A 19,485-nucleotide genomic window follows, 5' to 3' on the forward strand; every position below is an offset into this window, starting at 1 on the left:
TTCTACAATCTCATCAAAAACATGCTTACCAATTTTTGGAAACAGGAAATTTTATTTTATATAAAATATAGAATTTTGATAAATTTAACTTTTTTGTGAGATTATGCAGCGATAAAAATAAATTTAGAGGGAAAGGTTATGGTAATAGAGAAGGAGAAGTTTTTTGAAATAATAAATGAGGTAAGTGAAAGTAGCGATTTGGATGAAGATAATTTACTTGAAAAAATAAAGAATGAGTTAAAAGGAAAAGATGCAGGAGAGTACAACAAGTTTAGTAAAAATTTTAGTAAAGAACATCAATTTAGTATAAAAATTTCAGAAGAAGCTGCAGAAGATTGGACGTTGTTACATCTTGCTACAGCATGCAACAATATGTTAATAGTGGAACTTTTACTAAAAAAGAAAGCAAGTGTTAACGCTCGAGTAAAAGATGGTTCTAAAAATGATGGGCCAACTGCTTTGCATATTGCTACTTCTTGTAGACATGAAAGCATGGTAAAACAACTACTAAGTGATGATCGAGTGAATCCTTCATTAAAAAGCAAAAATAAGACTCCAAGAGAGGTGGTAGGCAATACAGAAAATAAGGAAGCAATATTACAAATGTTAGAGGAAGCAGAAGAAAATTTTTATGCAAAGCATAAGAAAAAAACTGATATATCAGCAGATGTTATAAATTCTGTGAAACAATATAATACCATACGTAGTGGTGAACAGGCTCCTGTTACGTGCGAAAGTAGTGACAGTATAGTAAGTGAGCAATACTTACATGCTGGTGTTAAGAATATGGTAGAAAAATTTGAGTCACCGCAAAGAGGAAGTGTTACATGTAGTGGTAAACAGACTCCTATTGGTGAAAGCGTTAGTAGTGACGACAGCGGTCTAGAGTCTGAGGCTACATTTGATACTTCTTTCTGCTCCGAAATAAATCACGACGGGACAGCTAATGAAGTTGATGACCAAATTTTAGAAAGTCTGCAACCTCAAATTCAGCTGCAAGATAGACAAATTCGGAAGTTAGAAAAGCCAGGTAAAGAATTAAAACATGTTGAGAAAGAACTAGAAAAGTTAAAGAGTGACTTAGCTGGACATGAGACTCGGTTAGAAATAGTTGATAAGCTCAGTAAAGAGAATCAATCACTAAAGCAAAAAATAAAAGATCTGGAAAACGAGAATACAACACTTAATAGTGAATTAAGCAAAACCAAAGCAAATAAAGTATTACTAGAAAAAACAGAAAAAAGACAACTGTCTTTCTTAAAAATTGCTTCTGTAAACTTTACAATCATGTTGACAGTAGGTGTTGCCTTTAGTATAGCCTTCCAATTACCAATTCTATTGATGATTGCAACTTCTGTGATGTCTTCATTGATAGTCGGTGGAGTTACATACGCACTATCACCGCAACCTACTGAATTAAAAGAAGTAAGTATTCAATGCTCAGTGCAACATGATGCTTGTAAAACTTAACTTGTGCGCTTCCTGGTAATTTTGATATAGTTATTTCAGTTGAAATCTACAGGTTTACAAATGGCAATCTTAAGTGTAAAAGAAGCTTTATGCACAGCGATCAGAGAAGAAATGCAAAATGACCCTGATATATTTATCATGGGTGAAGAAGTTGCAGAGTATGATGGTGCTTATAAAGTAACGAAAGGATTACTGAAAGAGTTTGGAGAAAATAGGGTAGTTGATACACCCATTACTGAACATGGATTTGCTGGTCTTGCTGTTGGAGCAGCATTTGCTGGACTGAGGCCAATAGTCGAGTTTATGACTTTTAATTTTTCTATGCAGGCTATCGACCAAATTGTGAATTCCGCAGCAAAAACAAATTATATGTCGGGTGGACAACTTGGATGCCCTATAGTATTTCGTGGACCAAATGGAGCTGCAGCAAGAGTTGCCGCACAACATTCTCAGTGCTTTGCATCTTGGTATTCGCATGTTCCAGGTTTGAAAGTAATAGCACCTTACTTTGCCTCCGATTGCAGAGGTCTGCTTAAAGCTGCAATTCGTGACCCTAATCCGGTAATATTTCTAGAAAACGAGATCGCTTATGGACATGAGCATGAAGTTCCTGACTCTGAGCTATCAAATAAAGATTATCTACTTGAGATAGGCAAAGCTGCTGTTATACGGGAAGGAAAGGATGTAACTATCACTGCTTTTTCATTGAAACTAATGGATGCGTTAAATGCGGCAGATTTACTCTCTAGTGAAGGAATAGAAGCTGAAGTTATCGACCTCAGAACCTTAAGACCACTTGACACTGAAACAGTTATTAACTCTATTAAGAAGACCAATAGATTAGTAAGCATAGAAGAAGGTTGGCCATTTGCAGGAATAGGAGCAGAACTCTCAGCCATGATTATGGAACAAGGATTTGACTACCTTGACGCTCCGGTTGTACGGGTAACCGGCAAGGATGTCCCCTTACCTTATGCTGCAAACCTAGAAAAGAAAGCATTACCACAAGTGGAAGATATAGTTGAAGCTGTGCACCAAGTCTGCTTTAGAAAGAAATAGTCCTATTGACTCTTTTTTTTATCTCCCGTTCCACATTCTTCCATAAAAGAGGCATTTGTAGAGTTTATACCACCCATTACTTTTATGACAATAGTTTTAGCGCCAAAAAACACAGCGCAAAATACACCGAGGGCGAAAAGAGCAGGCCACGGCATTCTACCAAATATTGCAAGTAAAGCTGCTCCTATTATCACTACGGTCATAAGCGGTCCACCTATTCCCCAAACGTAGCCAATAATATTACATATTACTTGAGCAGTTGTATCGTCATTAGAGTTAGCAGCACTTCCAACATGAGAAAAAGAAATAAATAATACTATAAGTAGAATACAAAAAACCTTTCTAATTGTAGGGTTCATCCCTATACCTTAAGTTTAAATACTATAATTATATCTAAAATAGTATAATTTTTAGTAAAACTAGCATTGTGATTTATACAATATTGCATAGCAAATGATGTCTATTGGTTATCAATCACTGTCAATTACTTGAGAGCTTATTTCGACTTTCGAAAAAGAGCAATAACACCCATGAGTAAAATTTCACATTACCACTTTTATGTGTTATGATAAGCTTAAATTTATAAAGAAAATAAAATTGAAAGAATTGAGAGAGAACCGGATAGTAAGAACGAGAAAGTTTTTATCTTCACTGTTTTTTTTGCTACTAATTGCGCTATCAATACGTAGTTTTTTATTTGAGCCATTTCATATTCCTTCTGGTTCAATGAAAAGCACTCTACTTGAGGGAGATTATATTTTTACTAGTAAATATTCATATGGTTATAGTAAACACTCTTTTCCATTTTCTCCAAACATCTTTAGCGGTAGAATCTTTTATACCCCTCCGGAGCGTGGTGATATAATAGTTTTCAAGCCTACAAGAAATGACAGCATTAGATTTGTTAAGCGGGTAATAGGAATACCGGGCGATAAAGTGCAAATGATAGAGGGGGAGTTATATTTAAATGATCAGAAAGTAAAACGAAGACAAATTGAAAATTTTTTTGATTATGAGTCAAAGCGTAATATAGCAAGATACATCGAAACACTCCCGAGCGGCAAGGAGCATGAAATTCTAATAGATAATCTTTCTAATAAGTTATCATACAATACTCCAGTTTATTATGTGCCTGATGATCAATTTTTTGTTATGGGAGACAATAGAAATAATTCTTTTGATAGCAGGTTTTCTGAAATTGGGTTAATACCAACTGAAAATATAGTTGGACGCGTAAGCATGGTTGGTTTATCGTTTAAATTAGGCAAAGTTGATTGGTTGCCGTTTGATTTTAGGTTACCTATTGCTCTGAGATTTGACAGGGTACTTCACAAAGTTGTATGAACTCTATCTGTCTGCTGATTCGCATAATTCTAAAGCAGAGTTTTCTAACTCAGAGATAGCATTATTAATGTTGTCTAAGTCATTTTCCTGTAAAGCGTCTTTTGCGTTCTGTAGTAAAATTTTTAACTTTTGCTCAGTAGAAACATTTTCAACTAGATGTATGAGCTTGTTACCGTTAATTTTAGCCTCTGCAAGGGAACGAGCCTTCATGTCTTCATCAAAGTTACTTACTGACTGATTGACCATATCTTGAATATCTTCTTCATTTAAGCCAGAGCTTGAATTTATTTTAACTGTCTGTTCGACTCCAGTAGTTTTTTCTCTTGCAGTGACAGTCAATATTCCATCAATGCTAACTGTAAATCCTATTTCAACTTTTGCAGAACCTGCAGGCAATTGTGGTATACCTTTGAGTTCAAATCGTGCTAGAGATTTATTATCTTTTATCATTTCACGTTCTCCTTGACAAACGTGAATTTTCATTGCTGTTTGCCCGTTAGCGTAAGTTGTAAACTCTTTTATTTCTGAAACTGGTAGTGGTGTATTTCTTGGTATAATTTTTTCAACTATTCCCCCCATAGTTTCTATGCCAAGTGATAAAGGCAGCACATCAAGGAGAATATTCCTATCTTTTGAGTTTGAAGTTAAATAATGAGCCTGCAAAGCTGCCCCATTGGCAACTGCTTTGTCCGGATCCACATCATTCAGCACTTTATTGCCAAAGAGTTTGATTAGTGAATTTTGCACTAATGGCACTCTAGTTGCGCCACCAACTAAAATTACCCCTTTTATATCATCGATTTTAAGATCTATGTTGCTTATAGTACGAGTAACTATATTTATAGTCTTATTAACCAAAGGACTGATTGCTTGCTCGAATTCTTCTTTGGTAATTTTGCACTTAAATAATTCACCATTGATGCTGAATTCAAAAGTGCCAGAGGTATCTTCACTTAGGTACTCTTTTATAGCACGTATATTGCAGATACCAGTTTTAGTGTATGAATGTTGTAATTTGTAGGTAGTTGTATCAGATGGTGCAGTGCTTGACACTGGAATCCAGTTCTTATTATATAACTTTCTGGTGTGTTCACTTGCAATCAAACTTTCTGGATCCCAGTGTCGGAGCACTGGGATGACACTAGAGCATTTTTTATTTAAACCTACCTGTTCTCTATACTTTTCAAGCACGATTAAACTAAGTAGATGATCAAAATCATCACCACCAAGTTTAGTATCACCACCAACTGCAAGAACTTGAAACACTCCTTGATGTAATTTTAATATTGAAATGTCAAATGTTCCACCACCGAGGTCATAAACTGCATATATGCCACTGTTATTGTTCTTTTCAATGGAGTAAGAAAGTGCTGCAGCGGTTGGTTCATTAATGAGGCGAAGAACATCTATGCCAGCTAATTTTGCTGCATATTTGGTTGCGTTACGTGCTGAATCATCAAAATAAGCTGGTACAGTAATCACTGCTTTGTTAACTTTCATCCCTGTGAATTTTTTTACCCTCTTGCATAGAGTTTTTAGTATCTCAGCAGAGATCTCAATAGGAGTGAGATACTTTTCTTCTGAGCATTTTACCCTAATAACTTTTTCACTTTCGTTATCTATTTCACAATTGATACCTTCTTTATGCAAGTCTTTAACACTTTTACCCATTAAGCGTTTTATAGAGCAGATAGCGTTTTCGCCAACATCGTAGCCTACTTTTAGTACATCCTTTTCATATGAAATGACAGAAGGTAATAGTTCACGACCTTGCTCATCTTTAAATATTTCTACATTGCCAGCTTTATTTACCATGGCAATTAAAGAGTTAGTAGTTCCAAGATCTATACCAAAAACTACCTCATTTGAACTTGGTTCAGAAATTTGAACTGGCCGCATTTTCCTTTATCTCCTCAAATGACTTATATAAATATCTCAATCTAAAAACTTGCGTAGCAACTTCATCAAAATTTTTTGTAGCAAAAGCATTAATTAGGTTTTTAGTACAATCTTTTACCTTTTCATCAATCATCCTACTTGCAAATTGTAAATCATCGCAGTCTAGAAAGTATTCTCTTATTTCCATTGATTCATTTAATATTTCAGGATCAAGATGCTCTTTTTTGCTTTTTACGTCAAAAAGATCCAACAAATGTTCGGCACGCTTTAGCGGTGACTTCAGTACCTGATAAGCTTTGTTGATATTTTCCATACTTTTGGACTCTCTTTCATTTATATCAGTTTTGCTTAGCTCAATATATTTTTTCTCCAGCTCATCAAAGCTGATGTTAAAAGCCGGTTCAATTCCAAATAATGTGAAATGGTTGCTAGACATGAAAACTCTCTCCACAACCACATTTTCCTTTCTCATTAGGATTTTTGAAAATAAAACCTGATGAGAATTTTTCCTCTACATAATCCATTTCAGAGCCAAGGATAAACATGATAGATTTTGGATCGATCAGCACCTTGACTTTTTGATCATCACTGCAGCTTTCTTCAATTACCGACTCCAAAGGACGAACATCATATGCATACTCAATATCATATTTTAAACCAGAGCATCCTTTTTGCTTAATTAGAACTCTTATTCCTATTGCTTCTTCAAGGTTAGCATGCTTCTTTTTGTCCAATAAAAACCTTACCCTCTCTACTGCATTTGCAGTTAGAGTGATAGGTTTTTTAACAGAATTTACTCCTTGAAATTCACTCATATTCCTCAATGTTTTTGTTTATTTTGATAATCATGAATAGCAGCTTTTATAGCATCCTCAGCAAGTACTGAACAGTGTATCTTTACTGGCGGCAAAGACAATTCTTCCACTATTTGAGTATTCTTTATCTTTGTTACATTCTCAATAGTTTTTCCTTTGATCATTTCTGTAAGCAAAGAACTTGAAGCTATAGCAGAACCACAACCAAAAGTTTTAAATTTTGCGTCTTCAATAACACCTTTATCGTTGACCTTTATTTGCAGTTTCATTACATCTCCGCATGATGGTGCACCAACTAAACCAGTACCAACATTTGGATCATTTTTATCCAGAGAACCAACATTCCTTGGATTTTCGTAATGATCTAAAATTTTCTCATTATAACTCATAGAACTACCCGTAAACCATTACTTACATTATAACATATTTAGGTTAAAAACTAAAGTAAAATACACTAGCAAGCAGTACATTTTACTCACAAAATATATAGGTTACGAGTGTATTTACTTTACAAATACATATAGTGCATGTCATTCTTTATATGGTAATTTTAGAAGGAGTATTTCTTGAGTTTATTCAGTAATCTTTATCAAGGACTATTAAAAACCTCCTCCCGTTTTAGTGATGGAGTAAAAAATATTTTTTCTGGCAAAAAAAAATTAGATCAGTCGCTTTTAGATGATCTGGAAGAGCTGCTGATTAGCATGGATATAGGTCATAAAACTTCTAGATTGCTTATTGATAAGCTCGCAAGTATCAAATTTGAATCAGAAGTTGAGCATAGAGTTATCACACAGCAGTTAATGAGCGAAATAGAGTCGATATTAAACCCTGTAGTGCAGCCGCTCATTTTGAATAAAAAACCACACATAATAATGGTGTGCGGAGTGAATGGTAATGGAAAAACTACAACTATAGGTAAACTTGCCTATAAATATAAGGAAAAAGGGAAATCCGTTATGCTTGTTGCGTGCGACACATTCAGAGCTGCTGCGAGTGAGCAACTAAATATTTGGGCAGAACGTTCTGATTGCTCTATTGTTACTGGAGAGCACGGTAGCGATTCTGCAAGTGTGGCATATAGAGCTGTAAGTCAAGCGATAAAAGATAGCGTTGATGTTGTTTTAATTGATACAGCAGGAAGGCTACAAAACAATGTAAATCTCATGCAAGAGCTGTCAAAAATACATAGAACGATAAAGAAATTGGATGATACTGCTCCTCATGATGTTATTTTAGTTCTTGATGGAACTACTGGCCAAAATGCTTATAGCCAATTAGAGGCCTTTAGTAAAATGGTTGGTGTTACCGGGTTAATTGTAACAAAGCTAGATGGTACTGCCAAAGGTGGAGTAGTGATTGGGCTTGCAGAAGCTTATAAGGTAAAATTACACGCTATAGGAATTGGTGAAAGTATAGAAGACCTGAGGGAATTTACTGGCAAAGAGTTTGCTGAAGCGCTGTTTAAATGTGATTGAAGATTTCCTTTAACTTTTTCATATGACCAAGCTTCAATTTTTAGATGGTGTCATTCCAGTACTTCCTATCCGAGTAACCTTTTCTTGCCATCCCAGTCTGGGATCCAGATTGCAAGTGGGTTGGGTGAGCCGTTAACGTATAAAAATTACTTCCGCATATTTTCAATCTCATTATAATTACAAATAGAGATATTTTAAGAGCTCAAAATCTATCTTTAGTCTGCAGACTTTTTAATCAAACTTATTAAAAAATGTATTCTTCAGTGTATATCTGTCGTATGTGCACTGCATTTTTTTTCTAACTCTTTTTTACACAGGAGGATTTTATGTCCAGAATTCCAGATACTTGACCTTTACTTTAGCTAAAAACCAACTGGTACCTATGGTTTTAGAAAGTGTAGGAAATAGAAACGTTTCTGTTTTTTGAGTAATTAAAAACCACTTCAGCTTGTCACTCATGCCTAAAAAATTACTATATTAATGTAATATTGATACTTGTATACCAACATAAATATATTTTAAAAATTTAAGGAGTATATTATGACAATGTCTACCACAAATTAGTGAGAAATTAGCAGCTAGCGCAAAAAGTCTCTTTGATGAGAGCGAAAAATTATTGCTTATAGCAGAGGAAATACACAATCAAGATTTAATGTATCTTTAATCACAAAAAAGAAGATATTCTACATCTTCTTTTTTTTATGCGATAATTAGCTACTTGTTTTCGTATTCGTCCAGACAAGGTAGTTATGAGTAAAAACAGCAAATGGTCAGTGCGTGAAACTGGAATGGCTTTGTTGCATCGCTATCTACGGCGGATTAAAGATAAAAAAGATGAAGAATATCAGTAGCTTATTATTCTAGCATTTATAGTAAGGACGGTCAGTGAATATCTAAATTTGAGTAAAAGAAATTTTACTACCATTCACTAATCTAGCTAAAATTCAAGAATTTCAATGCTTTAGCTATTTTAAGTAGAATTAAATTTACTAATACAAACAATAAATTACTATTCTTAAATTTGATCAGATTGACTGCAAAAAAATAAGATTTTCAATAAGTTGCTTGTATAGTTAGCCTTTCATAGGTAGCGATGCAACAAAGCCAACTGGAATCCAGCTAAACACTTTACAATGTTTTTGATGACGAAAAGACTGGATGCCAGTGTCTGGGCACTGGCATGACAACGGAGGACAATTTGAATGACACCCATATTTCAAGCAGGTATGATAGTGTCATTCCAGCGCGTGACGCTGGAATGGCTTTGTTGCACAGCTCTTCGGATAGTGGGTAATGTATAATAAATTCATGAAGCTATATCAAACTTAGCCATGCCTATTTCAGTAAATTTGTTAAGCAAATAACACTTGAGTAGCAGTTCCTTCTCACGATTAATCTCAGATTTATTCCTAAAACTAAATCCAAATATTTGCTTCAGTCGCGAGAAAAAACTTTCTATATAAGATCTCTTCCAATAATTTATCTCTTTTTTCCACCTCTTCATACCATCTTCATCATATGACTTTATGAGCTTGATTGTAGAATTTCTCTCATTCATATAATCCAACTTTGGATGCTCTACTGCATTATTTTGCGGAGGAATCCTTGTCTTTATGTCAAGCTCATCGCACAGTTTGTATAACTTCTTTCGATTATATGCCCTATCTGCATATATCGTGCTTATGTTATACTTGGTATCCACTCTTTCAATAAGATCACAGGCTCCATAGTGGTCGGAATAAACTCCACTACTGTATTTTGCAGCTATAACTTTTTTACTACCTATCTCTAGCATTACATGTAGCTTTCTTGTTTGCTCATAGCGGCGATACTTTCTATCTGTACCATTTGCCTTACTATGGCCTGGAATATTATTGTAGATGCTGATACCTGTACTATCTATAGCAATTTCAATATCTTCCATATCGTTCTTATCAACTCTGCAGTCGTTGATTTTGATATTAAGCTTTTTAAACCTTCTTGAAGCCTGCGAATAGCTGATAATTTGCAAAATTTTCCCTATTTGCTCAAGATATTTCTCTATAAATCCCACTGTTTGCCTAAGACCAATCCTGAATAGATAGGTTATTATGTGAATTAGAATCACTACTTTGTCGCTGTAGACATTGTTGCCACCTGCTACTTTTGGACTATTTTCGTACCAATTTTCAATGGCATCGTTGATATAATGAAAAACATTTCCCCTTTCTTGAAGAAATTTGTTATATTCATTGCAGTTACTGACTTTCATTCTTATTGGCATATTTTTCCTTTGTCGGCTAAATATCTATTTTATAACAAATTCCATCAGTAACTGCCTGTTCTTTCCTTGAGTGGTGCAACAAAGCCCGCTGGAATCCAGAAAAAAAGAAGCCAGTGTCAGCTACTTGAATGACATTATGGAAGCTGGGATGACATCCTTCTCACAAGCAAAATGTTCATGCAGATAATATTTAATTGTGATTGAAGATCTCTTTTAACTCTTTTATATGACCAAGCTTAATTATCTCAATATCATGAGAAGAATAATTGCCATTTTTAGGCATAATCGCTTTTTTAAACCCTAATTTTTGTGCTTCCCTTAGCCTGAGATCAGCATGCGAAACATTTCTAATTTCTCCTGAAAGTGCAACCTCACCGCAGATTATTGAAGAAGTTGGTAGCGGTAAATTTACTAAACTTGAAATAAGAGAAGCAGCAACAGCAAGATCAGCTGATGGTTCCTGTATTTTGAGTCCTCCCGCAATGTTTAGGTATACTTCTTTATCATGCAAAAACATTTTACAACGAGCACTTAGAACCGCGATTATCATAGCTAATCTATTAATATCCCAACCAACTACTGCTCTTCTTGGAGTTGCCATATTAGTCCTTGCTATTAATGCTTGCACTTCCATTAAGATTGGTCTTGAGCCTTCAACTCCTGCAAATACGGCGCTGCCAACTACTTCTCTATCATGTACGGTCAAGAATAATGATGATGGATTATCAACAGGCATGAGTCCTGCTTTAGACATCTCAAAAACACCAATTTCATTTGCAGGGCCAAATCTATTTTTAATAGTACGTAAAATGCGATATTGATTACTATTTTCACCCTCAAAATATAGTACTGTATCTACCATATGCTCCAGGGTTTTAGGTCCCGCTATTTGTCCATCTTTCGTTATATGGCCAACTATTAAGAGAGAAACACCATATTGCTTTGCAAGAACAGTCAATTCATGAGCGCAGGTACGGACTTGAGTTACAGTTCCTGGTGCTGATGTGACTTTGCTATCATACATAGTTTGTATAGAATCAATTATCAAGAACTTAATACTTTTATTTTTCCTTATTGTTGCTACTACATCAGTTAAAGATACTGTAGATAAAAGCTTAATTTTAGGTTCATTTATCTTAAGACGCTTTGCTCTGAGGCTCACTTGCTCTAAAGATTCCTCGCCAGATACATAAAGACATTCAAAAGAGGAAAGTTGTACAACATTAGCTGCAATCCTAAGCAAAAGAGTAGATTTTCCAATTCCAGGTTCACCACCAATTAAAATGCTAGCACCTTGAACGATACCTCCACCAAAAACTCTATCTAACTCTTCTATTCCTGTTAAAAAACGATCGGGGGTAATAATTTCACTATCTGATAACGCTTTTATTGAAATTGGTGCAGATGTACTTCTCGTTTCTGTTTTTAGTACTATTTCTTCGACAACCGTATCCCAACTGTCACATGCAATACACCTTCCTACCCACCTTCCAGTGCTATGACCGCAGAATTGACATACGTATGCAGTTTTCATAAAAGCCAAAATTATAATTGTAATAAAAATTAGCTAAATAAGTGAAATAAATTTAAATAGAGAAAATTACCAATCACACTTTTTATCTTGTGGTTTTATTTGCAATATTGCTACTAAGCTGACTAATAAGCAAAAAATTACATAAAGCCCAGCAGCAAAGTCTATTTTAGGAAACATTATAGTAAACCCAGTGCATATCATAGGAGTAAATCCACCATGCAGGGCATAAGAAATGTTACGTGATAAACTCACACCACTAAATCTAACATTAGTAGGAAAAAGCTCAGCAGTAACTATCCCTATAGGATTAATACCCCTCTCGATTATAGAAAGAGCCATAACACTCAACATGATTATAAGATAGCTTTTATAGTAATATGCAATAGATAACATAGGACAACATAATACCATTGTTATCACTATAAATAAGATTGCAGTGCGTTCTCTTCCTGTTTTATCAGCTAAAATTCCAAGCACTATTGAAGATATCGGCATTAATATACTGGTTATAATGAGTACAACTTCGTTGACATACGTTGTTACATAAGTTTCAACAGACACTATTTCTTTTGCAATTGTTCTAAGAAATATGGTAAATCCAACAGCAACATTAACAGGTACAGATATTAAAATGGCAAGTATCAGGGCTCTCTTATAGCGTTTTGTAAGCTCTATTATTGGTAAATTAGGTAAATTTCTTTGTTCTCGATTTTTTTCATACGCTGGAGTTTCTCCTAGTGTATATATACTATATGCGCTTATTAATCCTAAAATGGCTGAAAAAATAAACGGCAGCCTCCAACCCCAAGCGTTAAAATCAGTGGTTTTTTTACAAATGATCACTGCAACCACAGAGAGCAATATGCCAATGGAGCGACCAAAACTTATTATTCCAAAAAACATTCCTAGTTTTTTCTTATTAGGTAAATGCTCTATGAGATAAACAGAGCTACCTCCTTGCTCAGCGCCAAGTGCAACCCCTTGTATCAGATGGATTGTAAGAAGCAACATAGTAGAGGCTATTCCTATTTTACTATAACTTGGAATAAACGCAACGAGACTAGAAGGAATCGATATTAGCAAGATAGCAATCGTTAACGCCATTCTCCTTCCATACCTATCACCAATATGACCAAATACAGATGCACCAAGTGGTCTTACCATTGCACCCATTCCTGCAATTCCAAACAATTGCAATATGCTGTAGTAGATATCTTTTGCATAACAAAATTCTCTACTAATTATATTAACCAGATCAATAAAGAGCATATGGTCATACCATATTGCGATTCTACAGAGTATTGTTGCAATCAATACTCTTGTTTGTTGATTGTACACTTAGTTTAATTTGTAAATGTCTACTTATTTTTATTTTGGCTGCTTTTTAGAACTTTGCAACCCAAGCGTATGGCTTATATGTAAATATTATTAAAATTGGAACTTGCATAACCAGCCAGTCTGGGATCAAATAAAAAAATCTGGTCATCCGCTGGAATGACATGGTGGAATGTGTCATTCCAGTACTCCTTTTCTTGTCATCCCAGTGCTCCGACACTGGGATGACACCTCTCTTAAATTACTTTAGCTACAAACATCAAGAAATTTACCAAGTAGAAAAAAGACAAAAGAACCCCCCTATTAGCTAGTTGTGACTCCTGAAAATTGGCCTGTCTTAAACAGCCCGTTTCAGCTTATATGGTTAAAAAACTGGAAGTTTTGTAAAGAAATAAGATGCACATAGTGCAAAAAATTAAAAATAAGACGACAACTGCGTTATGCTTTTGTCGTTTAATCTCCACAGACGAAGATAAATAGTATAGCGTTATCCTTATGGTAAGGGAGTTGAAAAAATTTATAAAGCAGGTTCTTTCATTAGTTTTTTTGCGAACATCAAACAATTACTTAGAAAAATTGGAAAGACCATTAAAATATTTTTTTACTTTTTATTCTATATATTTCAACATATTACCTTTAAGTACTAATAATTATGGCATTATTAATAGTTGAGTCGCCAGCAAAGGCAAAGACGATAGGTAAATATTTGAGTAAAGAATTCAAAGTGGCTGCATCTTTTGGCCACGTCAGAGATCTGCCAGCGAAGAATGGTTCTGTTGATCCTGATAATGACTTTGCCATGAAGTATGAGATTATTGAAAAAGCAGAAAAGTATGTAAAAGAGTTAGTCAAGGAAGCTAGTAAAACATCAGATATATACCTTGCAACAGATCCAGACAGAGAAGGGGAAGCAATAGCTTGGAATGTGATAGAGGCACTAAAGGAAAGAAAAGCAATCAATGATGAAAGTAACATTCATAGAGTAGTCTTTAACGAAATAACAAAAAGAGCAGTGCAAGAAGCTATAAAAAATCCACGTGAAATTAATATGGACTTAGTGCGTGCACAGCAAGCACGCAGAGCTTTGGATTATCTAGTTGGATTTAGCTTGTCACCGCTGCTGTGGACAAAATTGTCGGGAAGCAAATCTGCAGGGCGAGTGCAGTCTGTTGCATTAAAGCTTATATGCGAACGAGAAGATGAAATTAGTAAATTTATAACACAGGAGTATTGGAGCATAAAGGCAGAAATGCAAAATAGCAAAGATGAGGCTTTTTTTGCTATGCTAAGCCACTATGACAATAAAAAGCTAGAAAAATTTGATATTAAGAATGAAGAAGAGGCAAAGAACTTAGTCAGGGAGATCGAGTCAAGGCAGTATGCTGTAAGCACAGTAGAACGCAAGCAAGTTAAGAGAAACCCGCTTCCTCCATTTATCACCTCAAGTCTTCAGCAAGATGCAGTGAATAAACTGTATTTTAATGTGAAAAATGTTATGCGAGTAGCGCAAAATTTATATGAAGGTATCAATATTGGTGGTGAAACCGTAGGGTTGATAACTTACATGCGTACAGATGGGTTTCATATTGCAGATGAGGCTATAAACTCAATCAGGGGATCAATTAAGTCATTATATGGTGATAAATATTTACCGCATTCTCCTCGTAAATATGTAAAAAAGGTCAAAAATGCTCAAGAAGCACATGAAGCAATCCGGCCAACTGATATTAATAGAACACCGGGTAGTATTAAGGATTACTTAACGCCAGAGCAATTTAAATTATACGATTTAATCTGGAAAAGAACCATCGCAAGTCAAATGGAATCGGCGATTCTTGATCAAGTGGTAGTTGAAATTAGTTCTATTGACCAGAAAGTGATTCTGCGAGCAAGTGGATCAAGTATATTCTTTGATGGTTTTTATAAAGTTTATCAAGATAACATAGAAGCCGAAAATGAAGGCCTGCTACCTGCCATGAAGGAAGAGGAAGCGTGCAAGTTGATTTCTGTTGATCCGAAACAGCATTTTACTCAACCGCCACCTCGTTATAGTGAAGCGAGTATAGTAAAAAAAATGGAAGAAGTCGGTATAGGTCGCCCATCAACTTATGCAACAATTATTTCGGTATTACAAGATCGTGAATATGTTTCATTGGATAACAAAAGATTTATTCCAAGCAGCCGCGGTAAGATCGTGACTATATTTTTGGAAACTTTTTTTCAGCGTTGTGTAGAGTATGACTTTACAGCACAAATGGAAGAAAGGCTTGATTCAATCTCAAATGGACATGCAGATTGGAAAAAAGAACTAGGCTATTTTTGGGTGCCATTTTTTAATCATGTAAATTCTGTTAAGCAAATGACACATGATGAGATTTTTAGTGGTATTCATGATTTGGTAGTCAATTGGTTTTGCTCAGAGGAAGGAAAGGAAGAAATAGGTAAAAAATGTCCTAATTGCTCTGGTGGTATATTGAAATTAAATTTTGGAAAAGCCGGTGTGTTTCTTGGATGTTCTAACTATCCTGCATGCAATCATACAAAAGAAATTACGGGCAGTAATGACAATTCAGAATATCCAAAAAGTTTGGGTATAGATGATGTGACAGGCCAAGAGATAATGATCAAAAAAGGTCCTTTTGGACTTTATCTGGAGTTTAATAGTGAGTCAGAAAAGAAAAAAAAGATTTCTGTACCAAAAGATATAAATGTTAATGATATTGATCTAAATACCGCCACTCGATTACTTTCCCTGCCGAAAATAATCGGAGAACACCCAGAAACTGGAAAGGAAGTAAAAATAGGTCTTGGACGATTTGGGTACTATATTCTCTATGATGGTCGATACTTTTCTCTTAAAAAAAGCTCTAAGGAGGTATTAGACACACAATTAAACGAAGCTATACAAATTATTGAGAGCAGCCCACGCAAAGAGCTAAAATCTCTTGGTTTTAATGAAAAGGGAAAAGAAGTTTTTATCTGCAACGGTAGGTACGGATTCTATATAAAATGCGGTAAAACAAACGTTGCTTTGGGCAAGAATGCAGATATTGAAAGTATAGATCTGAAGAAGGCTTTAGAGTTAATTAAGAATAAAAAGTAGACTTCTTGCATAACCATTCTTTATATGTTCTTTATTGTTGTTCCAGCCCTACACGCTGGAACTGAGAAAAAAAGAGACTGAATGACAGGAAAGAAGTTACTGCGGCCGCTACTAAGTCAGCAGCTGCAGTAGTGTGACGCAGACGTGCTACCAGGAAAATAGTCTCTATCAGAGTTAAGCTTTGCTTGCAAAATGAAAAGTAAGACCAGCTTCTATACCGTGTGTGTGAAACACTTGATTGCCTATACTGATACTTTCTTTGTGTAACTTCTGGTCCGATGGTTTTTGACTTTTATTCAATTCTAATATCTTTTTTCCATCTGGGTTTACCGGTTGCTTTGCTTTCATTTCTCCTAACACCTCTGCTTCAAAATCAACATTACTACCAAGAACACCAAAACCTCTATATCCGATGTGCATATTTACATCTTCGTTTATACGATAATCAAAGCCAGCTTTCAATTGACCTGCAGGTCTTATTGACGATTTTTCAAACATTGTCATTCTTGTTGCACCGACTCCAACCCCAACATAAGGAGAAAAAGATAAACTATCACTTTTCCAATAATGATAAACATTTGCCATTACAGATGCGTTTTCTACTTGGTCATGATTAATTACAGTTTTATACATATAAGTTTTTTTATTAGCACTCTCACTAACGTCTTTTAGATACGAAACAGTTACTTGATTACTTGATAAACCAATATTATCTACTTTTACAGAAGAGTACATCCCTTCCAATTCAGCTCTATAGCTATTATTGCCTAGTTCTCCTGTGTAACCAAACGTTACATTTGCAGCAAAAGGTGGGTTATAATCTCCTTTATACTTACTTATTAACTGACCTTCTGTTCTCTGAGCGTCTATGTCATTTATAGATACACGGTTATCATCTTTAGCATCTTTGCCTCCAATTTTTGCTTTCAACTTACCCAAGTTCAAATATTGACCGTAATATCCACCACCAAAGTAAAATCCTTCTGTTTCACTTGCAAAAGATTGTTGTGACAACAATAAAGCAAGTGCTGTAACTGCTAATGTTTTTTTACTCATCATGACTATTCCTCTAGTTAAAATAGCTAATCTAGCACTAATTAATTAAAAATGATTTAATATGAAAAAACTAATTATTTTCTAAGCTAAAAAATAGGTAAAATTAACCTCTATCCTCGATTTTATTGCCGTCTAGTTTGTCCTCATCTTCAAATTCATCATCATCGTCAAATTCATCCTTACTGTCTTCATCATCAAACCCATCATCGTCTTCCTCATCATCAAACCCATCACCACCTTCAAACTTATCATCAATATCCTCGTCTTCAAATCCATCTTCAATCTCTGGCTCATCGTATATTGCATCTTCAGTTTTAGCTTCAACAGGATAATCAGCAGCTTCAATAGCATTACTCTCTTCTTCATTACTAATCTTATCTTTGTTAGCAGCAGAAAAGACCTTGTTTGGATCATATGGCTCTTGTGTAGGCACACGTGTTGGTTTAATCAGCCTTCTTGTGAATGTGCTATCACTATAGTACAAAATTTTCTTTGACTTAATTGGATAAGTCGATTCTATCAAAATTATCTGATCATCACGTGGCAGCATAATAATTTCTTGAGGTAAGAGCAATGCTCTCTGTGTTTCAGAGATATGCAATGATCTTGATGCAGGATTCAAGTCTAAAAATTTAGGTTTGTTTAATGATTCTTGTTGTACAGTTTTGTTTCCTATAAGCTGAGATATCAAATTAGCCGTTTCAATATTATTGGCTGCAAAAGTTATTCTATAGGTTGAGTTTGATAAAAAGGAGTTCATTCCTGCTTCTTCATATATTCCTTTAAGCTGTTCAGTATCTTGAACAATTAAAAATAACCTTACTCGATAGCCACGAAAGTATGCGATGCCCGTTTGAAATTGCTCCATTTTTCCAAGTGTTGGAAACTCATCCATTAAAAATAATACGCCGTAAGGCTCGTCATCCGATGGCAATTTTCTACATAAAAACTCAGTTGCCTGTTGGTAAAAAACCTGCATTAAAGGCCTGAGCCTAGTTAAGTTATCAGGAGTTAAACCAACATAAACTGTAGTTTTCTTCTTTTTAAAATCCAAAATATTAAAATCACTTGATGCAGTTGCAGTATCGATCAATGGGTTTGCCCACAATTCAAGCGACGAGTTCATAGTTGACACAACACCTGATCTTTCTTTGTCAGCCTTTTGCAAAAAAGCTGCAATGTTCATATACGCTACCGGATGTATTATTTTACCCATTGTGTCCAAAACTACAGCAAGATTGTAAACTACGTCATCGCTACGCATCGTACGCACAACCTCACCAAAAGATTTAACTTTCTCTGGTGCAGCAAGTAAATATAGTACCACCCCAACAAATAAGCTTCTTGCTTCGTTTTGCCAAAAATCTTGTTCAGGCATGATTAGGTTAGCTATTTTTTGCACATCGTCAACCATCTGTCCAGGTTTTTCACTAATCCATTCCAGTGGATTATAACAATGGCTTACCCCATCTGGCTGCGCTGGGTTCCATACATATACTTTTTGTCCTTGTCGCTCTCGCCAACCACTTGTTATTTCATAGTTTTCTAATTTTATATCATGCACAATTACCGAATCATTCCAAAATAACAAATTAGGAATTACAAAACCAACACCTTTACCAGAGCCTGTAGGTGCAAAGAGCAATGCATGCTGAAACCCATCAGCAATAAAATATCCTCTCTTATCTTTACCAAGCAATAGACCTTTTTTGCTTCTTAATCCCGCTTTTCGTATGTCTTTCTCTGATGCCCACTGTGAATCTCCATGAAGTGATTCTTTCTTTTTAAATGGCCGCCACTCAATTAGTCTTTCTCTCACATTCCACAAAATAATCATCAAAACAATTTGAGGCAGTATAGAAGATACAACTAATTTAATTTTGAGCTCAAAGCTATATAGCTCTGGATGATGCCAACAATATTGTATATGATCAAAAATTGTCGGCCAGAGAGCTTGAGGAAAAGGTGTCAAGCTAGGATTAATTGCTCTAAAATCTACACCATCTGGACCGTCAACAAACAGGTAGAATAATATACCAGACAAATAGAAGCAAAATTCAAGTATGCTAAAAGATACTACACCTCCTATGAGAATATTGCGTAGGTGATTTCCATTACTCATAAACTAC

15 protein-coding genes are annotated in these 19,485 nt (G+C 35.1%); 5 read left to right on the top strand and 10 right to left on the bottom strand.

All coding sequences use genetic code 11. The annotated features are described in order from the left end of the window. Window positions 1-138 precede the first annotated feature (138 nt). Together ABWU28_RS03305 and ABWU28_RS03310 are read left to right on the top strand one after the other, a co-directional pair. Entirely contained in the window at window positions 139-1,470 is a 1,332-nt protein-coding gene (locus tag ABWU28_RS03305) for an ankyrin repeat domain-containing protein (RefSeq protein ID WP_264376763.1), read from the top strand. A 60-nt stretch (window positions 1,471-1,530) separates the two neighbouring features. Continuing rightward, window positions 1,531-2,529: a pyruvate dehydrogenase complex E1 component subunit beta gene (locus ABWU28_RS03310; protein ID WP_353275632.1), complete on the top strand. Its 999-nt coding sequence runs from the start codon at window positions 1,531-1,533 to the stop codon at window positions 2,527-2,529. Window positions 2,530-2,531: 2 nt separating this feature from the next. Here the strand turns inward: ABWU28_RS03310 and ABWU28_RS03315 are convergent, their stop codons facing one another. Next, the gene (locus tag ABWU28_RS03315) at window positions 2,532-2,888 is read right to left on the bottom strand and encodes a TrbC/VirB2 family protein (protein WP_007302624.1); all 357 of its coding nucleotides are present in this window, start codon (window positions 2,886-2,888) and stop codon (window positions 2,532-2,534) included. Window positions 2,889-3,087: 199 nt separating this feature from the next. On the opposite strand from ABWU28_RS03315, the gene lepB reads away from it, so the two are divergent. Continuing rightward, on the top strand, window positions 3,088-3,873 hold the full coding sequence (lepB, locus tag ABWU28_RS03320) for a signal peptidase I (RefSeq protein WP_353275634.1): 786 nt from the start codon (window positions 3,088-3,090) through the stop codon (window positions 3,871-3,873). Between the two features lie 3 nt (window positions 3,874-3,876). Here lepB and ABWU28_RS03325 read toward each other — a convergent pair whose 3' ends face one another. The 4 genes from ABWU28_RS03325 to iscU are packed head-to-tail and all read right to left on the bottom strand — an operon-like array spanning window position 3,877 to window position 6,976. Further along, a complete protein-coding gene (locus ABWU28_RS03325; protein WP_265025071.1) occupies window positions 3,877-5,772 on the bottom strand; it encodes an Hsp70 family protein in 1,896 nt (631 codons plus the stop codon). Next, window positions 5,750-6,208 (bottom strand): iron-sulfur cluster co-chaperone HscB C-terminal domain-containing protein, encoded by a 459-nt coding sequence (locus tag ABWU28_RS03330; RefSeq protein ID WP_214303510.1) that lies wholly within the window; start codon window positions 6,206-6,208, stop codon window positions 5,750-5,752. The genes ABWU28_RS03325 and ABWU28_RS03330 overlap by 23 nt, the downstream gene beginning before the upstream one ends. Then, window positions 6,201-6,587: a HesB/IscA family protein gene (locus ABWU28_RS03335; RefSeq protein WP_006012614.1), complete on the bottom strand. Its 387-nt coding sequence runs from the start codon at window positions 6,585-6,587 to the stop codon at window positions 6,201-6,203. The genes ABWU28_RS03330 and ABWU28_RS03335 overlap by 8 nt, the downstream gene beginning before the upstream one ends. Window positions 6,588-6,592: 5 nt before the next feature. Then, complete coding sequence (gene iscU, locus ABWU28_RS03340; protein ID WP_007302620.1) at window positions 6,593-6,976, bottom strand: Fe-S cluster assembly scaffold IscU; 384 nt, start codon at window positions 6,974-6,976, stop codon at window positions 6,593-6,595. Window positions 6,977-7,153: 177 nt separating this feature from the next. On the opposite strand from iscU, the gene ftsY reads away from it, so the two are divergent. Then, the gene (ftsY, locus tag ABWU28_RS03345; protein ID WP_353275637.1) at window positions 7,154-8,065 is read left to right on the top strand and encodes a signal recognition particle-docking protein FtsY; all 912 of its coding nucleotides are present in this window, start codon (window positions 7,154-7,156) and stop codon (window positions 8,063-8,065) included. 1,306 nt (window positions 8,066-9,371) lie between these two features. Here ftsY and ABWU28_RS03350 read toward each other — a convergent pair. The 3 genes from ABWU28_RS03350 to ABWU28_RS03360 form a co-directional block, all read right to left on the bottom strand. Further along, window positions 9,372-10,328, bottom strand: a complete 957-nt coding sequence (locus tag ABWU28_RS03350) for an IS5 family transposase (RefSeq protein ID WP_213863789.1) — start codon at window positions 10,326-10,328, stop codon at window positions 9,372-9,374. A gap of 190 nt (window positions 10,329-10,518) precedes the next feature. Next, complete coding sequence (gene radA, locus ABWU28_RS03355) at window positions 10,519-11,862, bottom strand: DNA repair protein RadA (protein WP_010404970.1); 1,344 nt, start codon at window positions 11,860-11,862, stop codon at window positions 10,519-10,521. A gap of 66 nt (window positions 11,863-11,928) precedes the next feature. Beyond that, window positions 11,929-13,200, bottom strand: a complete 1,272-nt coding sequence (locus ABWU28_RS03360; RefSeq protein WP_353275639.1) for an MFS transporter — start codon at window positions 13,198-13,200, stop codon at window positions 11,929-11,931. 649 nt (window positions 13,201-13,849) lie between these two features. Between ABWU28_RS03360 and topA the strand changes: the two genes are divergently transcribed. Continuing rightward, window positions 13,850-16,300, top strand: coding sequence for a type I DNA topoisomerase (gene topA, locus ABWU28_RS03365; RefSeq protein ID WP_353275641.1), 2,451 nt, complete (start codon window positions 13,850-13,852; stop codon window positions 16,298-16,300). Between the two features lie 174 nt (window positions 16,301-16,474). On the opposite strand, the gene ABWU28_RS03370 is transcribed toward topA, so the two are convergent. Both ABWU28_RS03370 and ABWU28_RS03375 read right to left on the bottom strand, forming a co-directional pair. Then, window positions 16,475-17,359 (bottom strand): P44/Msp2 family outer membrane protein, encoded by an 885-nt coding sequence (locus ABWU28_RS03370; protein WP_213863946.1) that lies wholly within the window; start codon window positions 17,357-17,359, stop codon window positions 16,475-16,477. A gap of 100 nt (window positions 17,360-17,459) precedes the next feature. Next, entirely contained in the window at window positions 17,460-19,478 is a 2,019-nt protein-coding gene (locus tag ABWU28_RS03375; protein WP_149168822.1) for a type IV secretory system conjugative DNA transfer family protein, read from the bottom strand. Between the last annotated feature and the right edge of the window lie 7 nt (window positions 19,479-19,485).

It is taken from the genome of Wolbachia endosymbiont (group B) of Pilophorus perplexus (assembly GCF_964028155.1).
Classification (GTDB): Bacteria; Pseudomonadota; Alphaproteobacteria; order Rickettsiales; family Anaplasmataceae; genus Wolbachia.

Coding starts and splice junctions, on each gene's coding strand:
- ABWU28_RS03375 (WP_149168822.1), bottom strand. CDS start 19,478: ATGAGTAATGGAAATCACCTACGCAATATTCTCATAGGAGGTGTAGTA.
- ABWU28_RS03350 (WP_213863789.1), bottom strand. CDS start 10,328: ATGCCAATAAGAATGAAAGTCAGTAACTGCAATGAATATAACAAATTT.
- iscU (WP_007302620.1), bottom strand. CDS start 6,976: ATGAGTTATAATGAGAAAATTTTAGATCATTACGAAAATCCAAGGAAT.
- topA (WP_353275641.1), top strand. CDS start 13,850: ATGGCATTATTAATAGTTGAGTCGCCAGCAAAGGCAAAGACGATAGGT.
- radA (WP_010404970.1), bottom strand. CDS start 11,862: ATGAAAACTGCATACGTATGTCAATTCTGCGGTCATAGCACTGGAAGG.
- lepB (WP_353275634.1), top strand. CDS start 3,088: ATGTGTTATGATAAGCTTAAATTTATAAAGAAAATAAAATTGAAAGAA.
- ABWU28_RS03305 (WP_264376763.1), top strand. CDS start 139: ATGGTAATAGAGAAGGAGAAGTTTTTTGAAATAATAAATGAGGTAAGT.
- ABWU28_RS03325 (WP_265025071.1), bottom strand. CDS start 5,772: ATGCGGCCAGTTCAAATTTCTGAACCAAGTTCAAATGAGGTAGTTTTT.
- ABWU28_RS03335 (WP_006012614.1), bottom strand. CDS start 6,587: ATGAGTGAATTTCAAGGAGTAAATTCTGTTAAAAAACCTATCACTCTA.
- ABWU28_RS03310 (WP_353275632.1), top strand. CDS start 1,531: ATGGCAATCTTAAGTGTAAAAGAAGCTTTATGCACAGCGATCAGAGAA.
- ABWU28_RS03330 (WP_214303510.1), bottom strand. CDS start 6,208: ATGTCTAGCAACCATTTCACATTATTTGGAATTGAACCGGCTTTTAAC.
- ABWU28_RS03370 (WP_213863946.1), bottom strand. CDS start 17,359: ATGATGAGTAAAAAAACATTAGCAGTTACAGCACTTGCTTTATTGTTG.
- ABWU28_RS03315 (WP_007302624.1), bottom strand. CDS start 2,888: ATGAACCCTACAATTAGAAAGGTTTTTTGTATTCTACTTATAGTATTA.